Annotated in this window: 11 protein-coding genes; 1 reads left to right on the top strand and 10 read right to left on the bottom strand. The window is 41.1% G+C overall.

Annotated elements, in window-relative coordinates:
- Position 1: 1 nt before the first annotated feature.
- The 10 genes from trpB to L6410_RS02095 form a co-directional block, all read right to left on the bottom strand.
- Entirely contained in the window at positions 2 to 1210 is a 1209-nt protein-coding gene (gene trpB, locus L6410_RS02140) for a tryptophan synthase subunit beta (RefSeq protein ID WP_024391517.1), read from the bottom strand.
- Complete coding sequence (locus tag L6410_RS02135) at positions 1207 to 1788, bottom strand: phosphoribosylanthranilate isomerase (protein WP_172006358.1); 582 nt, start codon at positions 1786 to 1788, stop codon at positions 1207 to 1209. The genes trpB and L6410_RS02135 overlap by 4 nt, the downstream gene beginning before the upstream one ends.
- A complete protein-coding gene (gene trpC / locus L6410_RS02130; RefSeq protein ID WP_024405153.1) occupies positions 1775 to 2542 on the bottom strand; it encodes an indole-3-glycerol phosphate synthase TrpC in 768 nt (255 codons plus the stop codon). The genes L6410_RS02135 and trpC overlap by 14 nt, the downstream gene beginning before the upstream one ends.
- The gene (gene trpD, locus L6410_RS02125) at positions 2539 to 3543 is read right to left on the bottom strand and encodes an anthranilate phosphoribosyltransferase (protein ID WP_237395733.1); all 1005 of its coding nucleotides are present in this window, start codon (positions 3541 to 3543) and stop codon (positions 2539 to 2541) included. The genes trpC and trpD overlap by 4 nt, the downstream gene beginning before the upstream one ends.
- Entirely contained in the window at positions 3540 to 4106 is a 567-nt protein-coding gene (locus tag L6410_RS02120) for an aminodeoxychorismate/anthranilate synthase component II (protein ID WP_237395732.1), read from the bottom strand. Before L6410_RS02120 ends, trpD begins: the two co-directional genes overlap by 4 nt.
- Positions 4090 to 5460 carry an anthranilate synthase component I gene (trpE, locus tag L6410_RS02115; protein WP_024405150.1) on the bottom strand — a complete coding sequence of 457 codons (1371 nt, stop codon included), beginning with the start codon at positions 5458 to 5460 and terminating at the stop codon, positions 4090 to 4092. Before trpE ends, L6410_RS02120 begins: the two co-directional genes overlap by 17 nt.
- 811 nt (positions 5461 to 6271) lie before the next feature.
- Complete coding sequence (lpdA, locus tag L6410_RS02110; protein ID WP_024391511.1) at positions 6272 to 8032, bottom strand: dihydrolipoyl dehydrogenase; 1761 nt, start codon at positions 8030 to 8032, stop codon at positions 6272 to 6274.
- A 269-nt stretch (positions 8033 to 8301) separates the two neighbouring features.
- Positions 8302 to 9684, bottom strand: coding sequence for a dihydrolipoamide acetyltransferase (locus tag L6410_RS02105; RefSeq protein ID WP_024396611.1), 1383 nt, complete (start codon positions 9682 to 9684; stop codon positions 8302 to 8304).
- Positions 9685 to 9917: 233 nt separating this feature from the next.
- Entirely contained in the window at positions 9918 to 10913 is a 996-nt protein-coding gene (locus L6410_RS02100) for an alpha-ketoacid dehydrogenase subunit beta (protein WP_024396612.1), read from the bottom strand.
- A gap of 538 nt (positions 10914 to 11451) precedes the next feature.
- Positions 11452 to 12420, bottom strand: a complete 969-nt coding sequence (locus L6410_RS02095) for a thiamine pyrophosphate-dependent dehydrogenase E1 component subunit alpha (protein ID WP_024391508.1) — start codon at positions 12418 to 12420, stop codon at positions 11452 to 11454.
- A gap of 234 nt (positions 12421 to 12654) precedes the next feature.
- Here L6410_RS02095 and L6410_RS02090 point away from each other — a divergent pair, with 234 nt between their 5' ends.
- Positions 12655 to 13314, top strand: a complete 660-nt coding sequence (locus tag L6410_RS02090) for a trimeric intracellular cation channel family protein (RefSeq protein WP_024404117.1) — start codon at positions 12655 to 12657, stop codon at positions 13312 to 13314.
- The last annotated feature ends 25 nt before the right edge of the window (positions 13315 to 13339 follow it).

Here is a 13339-nt window from a genome sequence, read left to right as displayed (position 1 = left end):
ATTAGTTCTCCTTTTTTTCTGCTTGTAGCCTTTCTCGAACTTGTGCAACATCTTTATCCCCTCGACCTGAAAGACAAACAATGATGGATTTATCTGGCCCTAATTCTTTTGCCAGGGTTGGCAAATATGCAATAGCGTGACTGGACTCTAGAGCAGGAATAATACCTTCTAAACGGGATAAGAGCTTAAAGCCTTCTAAAGCCTCTTCATCTGTTACAGAAACGTAGGTAGCGCGATCAATTGCATTAAAGTAACTATGTTCTGGACCAATCCCAGGATAATCAAGACCTGCCGAAATAGAGAATGCTTCTAAAATTTGACCATTTTCATCCTGTAGAACATCCATCAAAGCCCCATGAAGAACTCCTGGTCGTCCCTTAGCAAAAGTTGCCGCATGGAAGTCTGTCTCCAATCCAAGTCCTGCAGCCTCAACACCATACATTGCAACAGAGGTATCATCCACAAAAGGATAGAAAAGGCCCATTGCATTAGATCCTCCACCTATACATGCCAAGAGAGCATCTGGTAACCGTCCACCAGAAATCTCTGCAAATTGACGTTTTGCCTCTTTTCCAATTACGCTCTGAAAGTCACGGACAATTTCTGGAAATGGTGCTGGTCCAAGGACAGATCCCATAACATAATGGGTATCTTCAACTTGAGCAACCCAAGCTCGAAGAGCTGCATTTACCGCATCTTTTAGCACGCGCGACCCATCCGTTACGGCATGAACCTTTGCACCTAATAATTCCATGCGAAAAACGTTGAGAGCCTGGCGTTTAACATCCTCTTCCCCCATATAAATGGTACATTCCATATCAAAGAGGGCTGCTGCGGTAGCTGTTGCAACACCGTGTTGCCCCGCGCCAGTTTCAGCAATAATTTTTTTCTTTCCCATCCGTTTCGCAAGCAATACCTGCCCCAACGAATTGTTAATTTTATGGGCACCCGTATGATTCAGATCTTCGCGTTTTAGATAGATTTTAGCACCTCCGCAGTAATCTGTAAGGCGTTTGGCAAAGTAGAGGGGATTTTCTCGTCCAACATACTGGACAAGCAATTCTTCAAATTCCGCCTGAAAGGCTGGATCTTCTTTGGCAGTTCGGTAGGTCTGTTCTAGTTCTAATACAGCAGTCATCAATGTCTCTGGCACGAATCGACCGCCGTATTCTCCAAAGAATCCGTCTTTATTTGGTTGTTGGTAAGTCATAGTTTCACTCTTTCTATAAATGCTTTTATTTTTTCAACATCCTTTTGCCCATTTGTCTCAACACCCGAGGAGACATCTACGGCATAAGGAGTAAATAAGGATTGTGCTTCTGCTACATTGTCCACTGTCAAGCCCCCTGCAATGAAAAATGGTTTTTCAATGTTATGACGGGCTAATAGTTTCCAATCAAAAAGTTGACCCGATCCTGCCTTTGGAGCATCAAAGAGAAGGTAGTCTGCATTTGTATTCAACTGCCCTAGGGTATTGTCCAGTTGAATGGCTCGAATGATTGGAACTGAAATGTGATGCGATAGACATTCATCCCAGTTACCATGGATCTGAATCAAGTCCAATGGAACCACCGAAATAGCCGCTTCTAGTTCTTTCAAACTTGGTTGGACAAATACCCCTACTATTTTTACTGTAGAAGGAATCAACTGGGCCAACTCATGTGCTTTTTCAAAGCTCACTCGCCGCTTACTTGGTGCAAATACAAATCCAATATAATCCGCTCCTGCTTCAACTGCAGCATACACCGCCTCCTTAGTAGATAGCCCACAAATTTTAACCTTTGTCAATCGATAACTCCTTTACTTTTTGCGCAACATCTTCCGACTGCATCAGTGCTGTTCCGACTAAGAGTGCATGAAAGTAGGGAGCAAGGAGTTCAGCTTGTTCATTTGTAAAAATGCCTGATTCTGATACATACACTCTGTCCGGTAGAAAATGAGGTGCTAAGTCAAGACTAGTTTGAAGGGATACTTCAAATGTTGTTAGGTTCCGATTGTTGACACCAATTATCTTTGCGCCAATGCGATGAGCAATGTCTAATTCTGAAAGATTATGAGTCTCAACCAATACTTCCAGACCCAAACGGGTTGCAAATTCAAACAATTCTTTGAGCCTGTCTTCGGACAAAGCCGCCACAATCAATAGTATCACTGTAGCACCTGCATTAAGACTGCGAATAATTTGTTTTTCATCAATGATAAAATCTTTCGCTAATGTCGGAATTGAAACCAAATCTGAGATTTGACGAAGAAACTGTACATCCCCCTTAAAGAAAATTTGGTCAGTCAATACTGAAATCATAGCAGCCCCTGCTGCTTCGTATTGGCGTGCTTGCTCAGTAATATCCACCGTCAGATTGATATCTCCCATACTAGGGCTAGCTTTTTTTACCTCAGTAATCAGTTGTAGTTGACCCTTCTGCTTGGTAAGAAAATCAAATAACGAATAGGTTGAACGAACAGATTCTACTGGCTCATTTACCAGCTCAGCAACCTCTGCCTCCTTTTGCTGTAAAATTGTCTGTAAAAAATCCTGACTCATATCTGAACCTCCCTTAGTTCTTCCAATTTTCTCAGAGCAGAACCGTCAGCAAGTAGACTTCGAGCCAATCCAACTCCTTCACGGATACTTGAAACCTTACCATTTGCATAAAAGCCTAGACCTGCATTTAAAACCGTCGTTTCTAAGTAAGGACTTGCTTGATTATGTAGAACTGACAACAAAATTTCTGCATTCTCCACAGCATCTCCACCCTGAATATCCGCGAGTTCTAATGGATTCAGACCCACATCAGCAAAGGTAAATCTGCCCTGATGGATATTCCCATCTGTAAGCAAAGTGTAGTGATTCTCTCCAAATAATGCCGCTTCATCCATATGGTTTGGTCCTGTGATAAGTAGTGCCCGTCGTCTTCCCAATTTTTTCATAACTTGAGCCAGATCAAACTGTAAGTCTTCTCGATAGACACCCATTAATTGACTGTCTAATGATAGGGGATTGGCTAAAGGACCAACAATATTCATAATTGTTGGAACTCCCAATGCCCGTCTGGCTGGACCAATAAAGCGCATGGCTGGATGCATGGTTTGAGCAAAGACAAAAGCCAATCCAACCTCAGACAATGCTTTTGATAATACTTCTGGATTCGCTGCAATATTTATCCCTAATTCTTCAAGTACATCTGCAGAACCTGACTTCGATGAAATCGATCGATTTCCCGCCTTCGCTAAACGAATACCCCCAGCTGCCAAGATAAAGCAAGCCGTCGTCGAAATATTAAAACTATACGATTGATCCCCACCCGTACCGCAGTTGCACATTGCGTCCGAATATGTTTGAGGCAATTGTACAGCATGTTTTTTCAAAGACTTTACGACACCTGCAATTTCATCAACTGTTTCACCTTTCATTTTCAAGCCTAGTAACAGGGCTGCAATCTGACTTTCTGTCAATTCTCCATTCAGAATACGATTAAAAACTCCTTCGATTTCTCCCTCAGATAAGTCTTGTTTTGTAGCTAATTTTTCAAAAATTTCTTTCATCTTACTACCTCTCTAACAAACTGTTCAATCATTTGTAAGCCTTCTGGACTCCCTATACTTTCTGGATGAAATTGCAAACCAAAAATCGGTAATTGCTTATGTTGGATAGCCATAATTTCGTCATCATCTGTTGTACGAGCAGTCACTATAAAATCTTTTGGCATTTCATCAATGACAATCGAGTGATAACGCATGATTTCTACATCTCCCTGAAAACCATTGAAAATTGGAGAGTTACCTTCCACTCGCATCTGACTCTGCTTCCCATGCATAACCGTTTTGGCTAATCTCAATTGCCCTCCAAAAACTTCAGCGATTGCTTGATGTCCCAAACAAATGCCCAATATTGGTTTTTTATCTGCAAAAGTCTGTATCATTTCTTCCATTTTTCCAGCATCTGCTGGCCAACCTGGTCCTGGAGAAAATACCAAACCTTTTGCTTTATTTGCTTCATCGAATAGATTCTCCGCATCATTTCTCAATACCTGCACATGTGAAAACTGTCCTAGATATTGGGCTAAGTTATAGGTAAATGAATCATAGTTATCAATTAAAAGAATCATAGCACTCTCCTATTTTCGTCATCGCCTTTGCCTTGTTCAGCGTTTCTTGGTATTCATTTTCTGGAACACTATCATATACAATTCCTGCACCTGCTTGCACATAGGCTTTGCCATTTTTCACTACCATGGTGCGAATAGCAATCGCAAAATCCATATCTCCTGTAGCAGATAGATAGCCAATTGCTCCTGCATATATGCCGCGCTTTTCCTTTTCTAATTCATAGATGCGCTGCATGGCTCTAATTTTCGGTGCTCCTGAGACTGTTCCAGCAGGTAGGGTAGCTTTTAATGCATCTAATGCAGTCAAATTCTCCAATAATTGTCCTTTGACAATACTTGTTAAGTGCATCACATAACGGAAATATTCAACTTCCATATACTTAGTAACTTCGACAGTTCCAATTTGTGCAATTCGACCAATATCATTTCGTCCCAGATCAACCAACATTCTATGTTCAGCAACTTCTTTCGTATCTGTTGATAAATCAGCCGCCAATCGTTGGTCCTCCTCATCATCATTTCCACGAGGCCGAGTTCCAGCAATTGGATTAGTTGTCACGATTCCATCTTTTACAGACACAAGACTTTCTGGACTAGCGCCGATTATTTGGTAATCTTCAAAATCATAAAAATATAAATAATTCGATGGATTGGTAACCCGTAAATTACGGTAATAATCAAAGGGGTTGCCAGAAATATCTGATGAAAAACGTTGACTGAGGACACATTGAAACATATCGCCTTGCCGAATCAATTGTTTTGCTGACCTAACCATATTTTCGAATTCTTCTTTTTCCAGATGACTCTTGAAGGATAATGATTGAAGATCATGGGGTGCAAATTCATCGGGTGCTGGATTTTTTAATTCGGCTAAAACACCTGCTAGAGCTTTCTCCATCTCACTCGAACTACGGCCACTATAGGTATTATCTTCATGAATGGAGAGAATCTCCTTCTTATGATCAAATACTAAATACGATTCATAAATAAAGAAATGCATATCCGGTGTTCCAATGGTGTCCTTGGGGATATGACCAATGGGTTCATAGAGACTAATCAAGTCATATCCAACAAATCCAATCGCCCCTCCTTGAAAAGGAGCCTCCCCAGTCAAATTCGAACCTTCCACCACAGATTGTAGGTATTCCAATGGATCACCTTCCACCACTTCTCCATTGTTGGTCAACACACCATGGTCATATTTGATTTCGTAAACAGGATTATAGGCAATAATGGAAAAACGAGCATTTCCCTTTTCTCTCGGAATGGATTCTAGGATAATCTTATGCTTACCTTTTAGTCGCATAAACGCTAGTATGGGGGTTAAAATATCTGCTGGTAGTACGTTGTGCATGGGAACTCCTTTTGTGAATACAAAAAGCCCTCACACAGAAAAAAATCTGTGCGAGGGCGTCTAATCAAAGCTAGCGCGGTGCCACCTCCATTAACAAGGGTACACAAAAAACCTTGTCATCTCAAACTCCTCCAACAAGGAGTCGCACGGTAAGGGGTGCCAACCGGAAGGATATTGTTTACCTTCTCATATCAAACATCAGCCCATTTCATCTTCGTTTGCTACTGACTCGCAACAACCGTCAGTTTTCTGAAAACAAACTTGAAGATTACTTCTTCTGATTAGTATTCATTTTATACTATTTTCAAAATATGTCAAGTATATTTTTATAAATTTTCAGAATATTCGGTTTTTACAACCAATTTTCCTGTAGAGTATTATCTTTACCAAGTAGAGAAGGTAATATTCTTGGATAATCAACAGAATTTCTTGCCAACAGGCTTGTTACGAAAAAATCTGCAACAAAGCTTGCAAACATTACCAGGAATAGAAATGCACAGAAATTGATTTATGACCAAATTTCAAGTTATTCTCCAAACCCTTTCTATTTTCATTATTTTAAAAAAAGAAAGCCACGTGGACTTTCTTTTTGATGTTAGCATTTCAGTTTGCTTTTAGTACTAGCTCCAATTATCTGGGAGATAGTTGGAGGTTGGAAATAAGGCGAACTGCGTTCGCATCAAAAGATACAGGTTGCTAGAACAGCCTCAAGGCTGTTCTAGGTTGGGAATAGGACTTGCGAGGCAAGTCGCTTCTGTAGAGTACGGCAAATCGATTTAACGAAGTAATAAAAGATAAACTGAATGTTATATTATTTACGTTTTGGTGGGTTGTGAATCGCCACACCAAGAACATCGAGGAAGGCCTCGTACATCACTTCTGAGAAGGTTGGGTGACCATGGATAGAAGCTGCCACATCATCAACAGTCAATTCAGATTCCATGATAGTTGCTGCTTCGTTAATCATTTCAGCTGCAACTGGACCGATGATATGAACACCAAGGATTTCATGGTATTTTTTATCAGCAATAACTTTTACGAAACCATGTGCTTCGTTAGAAGCAATTGCACGACCGTTACCAGTGAAGCTGTTGCGACCGATTAGGATATTTTCTTTACCGTATTTCTCGATCGCTTGGTCTTCAGTCAAACCAACCATAGCGATTTCAGGGTGTGTGTAAACCGCTGCTGGTGTGAAGTCCAATTTAGCCTTGTGGTGGTTGCCGTTGATAGCATTCTCAGCAGCAACTTCACCCATACGATAAGCAGCGTGTGCCAACATTTTAGTACCATTAACGTCACCAGGTGCATAAATTCCTGGGATAGATGTTTCTTGGTAAGCATTAACCTTGATACGACCGCGATCCAACTCAAGGTTAAGATTTTCAAGACCAGCTAATTGAGGTACACGTCCAATTGAAAGAAGAGCTTTTTCAGAAATAATTTCTGAACCATCGTTCAATTTAATTGTCAATTGATTGTTGGCTTCAACAATTTCAGATACTCCAACTGATGTCAAGAATTTCATACCTTTCTTAGAAAGGACTTTTTGCAATTCAACAGACACTTCGCGGTCCATACCTGGAATGATACGGTCAGCCATTTCAACAACTGTTACTTCAGTACCGTAAGACGCGTAAACCAAACCAAGTTCCACACCGACTACGCCACCACCCATAACAGTGAGTGACTTAGGAATTTCACGCAAGTCAAGGATATCATCAGAAGTTAGCACCAATTTAGAATCAATACCTGGGATGTTGATACGAGAAACCTTAGAACCAGTTGCAAGAATGATGCTGCGACCTTTAATCACTTTATCACCAATCACAACTGTCTTATCAGGGTTTACTTGTCCAAGACCATTGAAGATGGTTACCTTGTTGGCTTTCAAGAGACCTGCTACACCACCAGTCAAAGTCTTCACAACCTTGTTCTTGAAGTCAACTGTTTTATCCATATCTACAGTGTAGTTTGTAGATGCAAGATTGATACCACGTTCAGCCGCAATCTTCAATCCATCAAGAATTTCAGCATTCTTGAGATAGGTCTTAGTTGGGATACATCCTTTGTTCAAGCAAGTCCCACCAAATTCTGATTTTTCAACGATTGCGATTTTACCACCTAGTTGGGCACCACGAATCGCTGCATAGTAGCCAGCAGGACCACCACCGACAACAACCATATCGTACTCGTCTGCTGCCAATTCAGCCTTAGGAGCTTGTGGAGCTACTGCAGGAGCTGCAGGCACTTCCAAACCAGCTGCTTTCAAATCAGCAGTTGCTTGTGCAACTTCTGCTGGAGCCGGTGTAGCACCAGTCTCAACTGTTTCACCTTCTGCACCAAGGTAAGCAATAACTTCTGTTACAGGAACTGTTGCACCGTTACCGTGAACGATTTTCAAAAGAACACCTGATTCTTCCGCTTCCAACTCCATGCTTGTTTTATCTGACATCATCTCTAAGATAACATCACCTTCATTGACAAAATCACCCTCTTGTTTTTTCCATTCGATGATTTCGCCTTCTTGCATGTCTACACCAAGTTTCGGCATAATAATTTCAATTGCCATAATTATGATACAAAGAACGTCCAAATGCGACTGAATTTTAGGAGTCCAACGCAGGATGAGTACATCCAAGGCGGACTATCTAAATTCCGAGCATTTAGTTCGTGTTCAAATATCACGAACCCGTTCTACATCCTTTCTTTATTTTTTCTCTTTACCAAATTGAGCACAGGCTAAAAACCTATTGAAAAAGATAAATCGCCTCGTGCCTCAAGGCACATCGTTGATTTCCTATTTTCATACGGTTTTCTTAACGCCTTTTGCATCTTATCTCAGATCAACAATTCCAATGGGTTTTCCAGCAAGTTCTTCAAGTCAACCATGAACTTAGCACCATTCATACCATCAATGATACGGTGGTCAATGGTCAAGCAAAGTGCCATAATTGGACGGATTTTGATTTCACCATCAATAACTACTGGAGTTTGAACAGTTGCTGCGACACCAAGGATGGCTGAGTTTGGTTGGTTGATAATTGGGTTAAAGGTTTTGGTACCAAACATACCCAAGTTGGTGATAGAGAAGGTAGATCCTGACATTTCAGCCCCCTTCAACTTACCAGATTGAGCTTTCTTGATAACATCTTTTGATGCCACAACAAATTCAGACAAGCTCATCTTATCTGCACCATGAACAACTGGCACCACCAAGCCATCATCTAAACCTACTGCGATACCAAGGTTGACAAACTTGTGTAATTCGATTTCTTGTGCATCGTTAATCAAAGAAGCGTTCATGTAACGGTGTTCTTCTTTCATCAACGTACGAACAACCGCGAGACCAATCAAGTCTGTAAAGGTCACTTTCAGACCAGTCTTGTTCATAATTGGCTCAAGGACTTGCTTACGAAGCGCCATGAGGTTGGTCATGTCGATATCGTAATTAAGCGTAAAGGTTGGAGCAGTCAAGTAAGAGTTGACCATACCTTTTGAAATCGCCTTACGCATTGGGCTCATCTTAATGATTTCAACGCCTTCTGGCAATTCTTTAGCTGGTTTCTCTTCCGCTTTAGGAGCTGGAGCCACAACTTCTGCTTCTACAGGAGCAAGAACAGCAAGTACATCTTCCTTAACAATTTTACCATTGACACCCGTTCCTGTGATTGTTGACAAATCAACACCATGGTCAGCTGCAATACGGGCTGCGAGCGGTGTCGCCTTAGGAGCTGCACCCTTGAAGTCTTCTACGTCAACCTTGTGAACACGGCCATTTGCACCAGTTCCTGGAACAAGACCCAAATCAATGCCCAATTCTCCAGCCAACTTACGGGCCGCTGGAGTTGCGCGCACTTTACCACCACCTTGTGGTTTCGCTGCAACAGTAGGTGCCACAATCACTGGTGCACGGCCCGCTGGCACTTCTTCAATCGCTGCAGCCTGCTCAACAACAGGTGCACTTCCAGCTTCTACTGTTTCACCTTCTGCGCCTAGGTAGGCAATCACTTCAGTAACGGGAACCGTTGCCCCATTTCCATGAACAATTTTTAATAAGACACCTGACTCTTCTGCTTCCAACTCCATGCTGGTCTTGTCAGACATCATTTCCAAGAGAACATCACCTTCATTGACGAAATCACCCTCTTGTTTTTTCCACTCGATGATTTCACCTTCTTGCATGTCCACACCGAGTTTAGGCATAATAATTTCTACTGCCATTTTTTAGATACCAAGTCCGAACAGAAAACAATTGAATATAGGAAATCGTAGATAATATTGATTTTCAATCGATTCATTCATTTTCAAGTTTTCCGAACGGGTTCAATTCCTTTCTTTCAATTTCTTACGTTATCTAAGAACCGACTCCAATGATATTCATTGAACCAGGTCAATTCTTTTCATACATTCCTTCAAACAGGGTTAGGACGGTTGCCCGTCCTTCCATTTTGTCTTTAGCCCTTGTTTACTTGCTTATAAATTGCCACTTTGATTTTCTCTACGTTTGGCAATACTGCATTTTCAAGAATGTTTGCGTAAGGAACTGGTACATCGTCTGAAGCGATACGGATGATTGGTGCATCCAAGTAGTCAAATGCTTCGCTTTCTGTGATGATTGATGCGATTTCACCGATGAAACCACCTGTTTTGTAAGCATCGTTGACCAAGATAACCTTACCAGTTTTCTTCACAGATTCGATGATTAATTCTTTATCCAATGGGATAAGGGTACGTGGGTCTACCACTTCTACACTGATGCCATCTGCAGCCACTTCTTCAGCTGCTTTCAAAACACGTTCCAACATACGACCGTATGAAACGATAGTTACATCAGTACCTTCACGTTTGATTTCACCTTTACCAAGTGGAATGTAGAAATCAGGATCCAAGTTCACTTCTTCTTTTTTACCGTAAAGAGCTTTTGGTTCCAAGAAGATAACTGGGTTGTTGTCAAGGATAGATGATTTCAAAAGACCTTTTGCATCGTTAGCTGTACCAGGTGCAACAACTTTGATACCTGGAATGTGAGTCAACCAAGCTTCAAGAGATTGTGAGTGCTGTGCCGCTGAACCGATACCTGAACCAGATGCCACACGGAAGGTTACAGGCGTTTTCAAACCACCGCCAAACATATAGTTGGTTTTAGCCGCTTGGTTAACAATCGCATCAAGGGCAATTGTGATGAAGTCCATGAAAGTCAAGTCAACGATTGGACGAAGACCTGTTTGAGCCGCACCAACCGCAGAACCAGCGATTGCTGCCTCAGAGATAGGCGTATCGCGAACACGTTTTGGACCGAATTCGTCCAACATACCAACAGATGTACCGAAGTCACCGCCGTAGATACCGACGTCTTCCCCCATCAAGAATACTTTTTCATCCTTACGCATTTCTTCGCTCTGAGCCAAGTTAATCGCTTCACGCAAGGCCATTACTTTTGTTTCAGCCATTTTTACAATTTCTCCTACTTATATCAATTTACTTTTACTGTACTAACGAAAATCAATCAATTACCACAATATTTCGTCATTTAGTTTTTCTTTTATTACTTCGACGTAAGAGGAAACTCTGTTTCCTTATTTCCAACTTCAAACACTCCACTAGATTGTTTGAACTCGCCTTGCCTAACTTCAGTTATGCCTGCGGCTCGATGCCTAGTACTAAAAGCAAACTAAAAGACTATAATTGTTTATAGCCTCAGCTTGAGGCACCTTAGAATTGTGTTCGGTCTAAAAACTCGGAAAAAAGAGACGCAACCGTTTCAGCTTCAGCTGAATTACGGATGTGGCTACCTTTAGGTGCGAACTTCCTTGTGTGCAAGCACACTGTGTCAGTTCCCTATTTTTCAGTCGTTTTTTAGACGACCTCACAACTTAGTTAGAATTGTACTCGAACTAAGGACTGTGCGAAAAAGATAAATCAGCAGGAAATCCCAATTTCCTTGGCTGATTTCCTATTTTCGCTGTGTCCTTTTAACGTTCTCGTTACTTAATCTACAAACACGTCTTCGTATGCGATTGAAATATCTGGATCTGGACTTTCTTGTGCAAATTTCACAGCAGCCTCAACTTGTTCAGCAACTTGTGTTTCAATTGCATCTAATTCTTCATCTGTTGCAATCTTGTTTTCGGTCAAATATGTACGGTATTTCTTAAGTGGATCCTTTGCTTTCCAAGCTGCAACTTCTTCTTTTGTACGGTAGGCTCCGGCATCAGCTGTCGAATGTCCAAACCAGCGATACGATTCAACCTCCACCATCGCTGGGCCATTTCCTGCACGAACATACTCAATTACTTCTTGCATTTTTTCATAAACAGCAATGACGTCATTACCATCTTCAACATAGTGACCTGGAATACCGTATGCTGCCGCACGTTGGTAGAGGTGAGGAATTTTTGTTGAATAAGAAATGTCTGTTGAGATACCATATCGGTTATTTGTAATAAAGAATATAACTGGTAAATTCCAGACAGCCGCCAGGTTCATTGACTCATGAAATGAGCCTTCGTTTGTTGCTGAGTCACCTGAGAAGGCGATAACGATATTATCTGTCCCAAGGTATTGTTGTGTGAGAGCCGCTCCTACTGCAAGGGCATAGCCACCACCGACGATACCGTTTGAACCAAAGTTTCCTTTTTCAACATTGGCCAAGTGCATGGAGCCACCACGGCCTTTGGATGTACCAGTTGCCTTACCAGCAAGTTCAGCCATCATACCGTTGATGTCAATACCTTTTGCAATAACATGACCATGACCACGGTGATGTGAAAAGATAATATCTTGATCAGTCAAACCAACGATTGGTCCAACAGCAGCTGCTTCTTCACCAACTGAGAAGTGGGTCATTCCTTGTACAAAGCCACGACGCACCAATTTATTTAATTTCATATCAACATCACGAATCTGTTGCATTTTCAAGAACATATCCAAGTGTTGTTCTTTTGAGATAGATACCATAATTTCCTCCAAAGGTTTTTCTCTTTCTGTATTATGATAGACCAATATTTCACAAATGGCAAATAATTGAACCGTTTTCTTTTTGCAGAAATTTTTGTGAAAAACCTTTATTTCGTGCGTTTTTTCACAAATTTCAACAAATGACAAACTGTCTCGTTTGAAACTTTTTTCACAAACTCAAAAAGAGTCTTGTCAGTCATTTTCCTTTCTGTTAATATAGAAAAGGAGGTGCTTATGGAATTCGATTTGTTTCTTATGATGTGCAACTATATTGGCACAATTGCCTTTGCTGTATCGGGTGCAGTAAAAGGTTTCAAGAAAAAGTTAGATATTTTTGGAATTAGTCTCCTCAGCATCATTACTGCTGTTGGTGGTGGCATCATTCGTGATACAATGGCAAATAGGATTCCGACTGCCTTAACCGACCCGACTGCTATCTACTTATCTCTTGTTGTGGCTATTGTGATGTACTTGATTGTCATCAATCTAAGGCAGGACAAACCACTTGATAAAAAGATGATTCATTTTCTATCCCAAACTAATTTGATCTTCGATGCCGTCGGTTTATCCATTTTTGCCCTTATTGGAGCAAGTACAGGAGTTGAACTTCAACTAAATGCCGTAACGAGTGGTATTTTAGCAGCTCTAACAGGAGTTGGTGGCGGAATTGCTCGTGATTTATTAGTCAATGAGACACCGATTGTCCTAAAGGAAGATGTCTATGCTGTGTTAGCACTCTTTTCTGGTATCTTATATCATCTCTGTGTTGTAGATTGGAGATTACCACAAATTCCAACCTTCATCACTATTTTTGCCATTTCTTTAATCATTCGATTATTGGTCATTAAATATAAAATCAATCTTCCAAATATGGAAACAAAACGAAAGGCCTGAGTTTCTCAAAACTCAGACCTTTTTA

It is taken from the genome of Streptococcus parasuis, from assembly GCF_021654455.1.
Classification (GTDB): domain Bacteria; phylum Bacillota; class Bacilli; order Lactobacillales; family Streptococcaceae; genus Streptococcus; species Streptococcus parasuis.
The sequence above is the reverse complement of the archived record's forward strand: the minus strand, read 5'-3'. Positions and strand labels throughout refer to the sequence as shown.

Coding starts and splice junctions, on each gene's coding strand:
- trpB (WP_024391517.1), bottom strand. CDS start 1,210: ATGACTTACCAACAACCAAATAAAGACGGATTCTTTGGAGAATACGGC.
- trpC (WP_024405153.1), bottom strand. CDS start 2,542: ATGAGTCAGGATTTTTTACAGACAATTTTACAGCAAAAGGAGGCAGAG.
- trpD (WP_237395733.1), bottom strand. CDS start 3,543: ATGAAAGAAATTTTTGAAAAATTAGCTACAAAACAAGACTTATCTGAG.
- L6410_RS02120 (WP_237395732.1), bottom strand. CDS start 4,106: ATGATTCTTTTAATTGATAACTATGATTCATTTACCTATAACTTAGCC.
- trpE (WP_024405150.1), bottom strand. CDS start 5,460: ATGCACAACGTACTACCAGCAGATATTTTAACCCCCATACTAGCGTTT.
- lpdA (WP_024391511.1), bottom strand. CDS start 8,032: ATGGCAATTGAAATTATTATGCCGAAACTTGGTGTAGACATGCAAGAA.
- L6410_RS02105 (WP_024396611.1), bottom strand. CDS start 9,684: ATGGCAGTAGAAATTATTATGCCTAAACTCGGTGTGGACATGCAAGAA.
- L6410_RS02100 (WP_024396612.1), bottom strand. CDS start 10,913: ATGGCTGAAACAAAAGTAATGGCCTTGCGTGAAGCGATTAACTTGGCT.
- L6410_RS02095 (WP_024391508.1), bottom strand. CDS start 12,420: ATGGTATCTATCTCAAAAGAACAACACTTGGATATGTTCTTGAAAATG.
- L6410_RS02090 (WP_024404117.1), top strand. CDS start 12,655: ATGGAATTCGATTTGTTTCTTATGATGTGCAACTATATTGGCACAATT.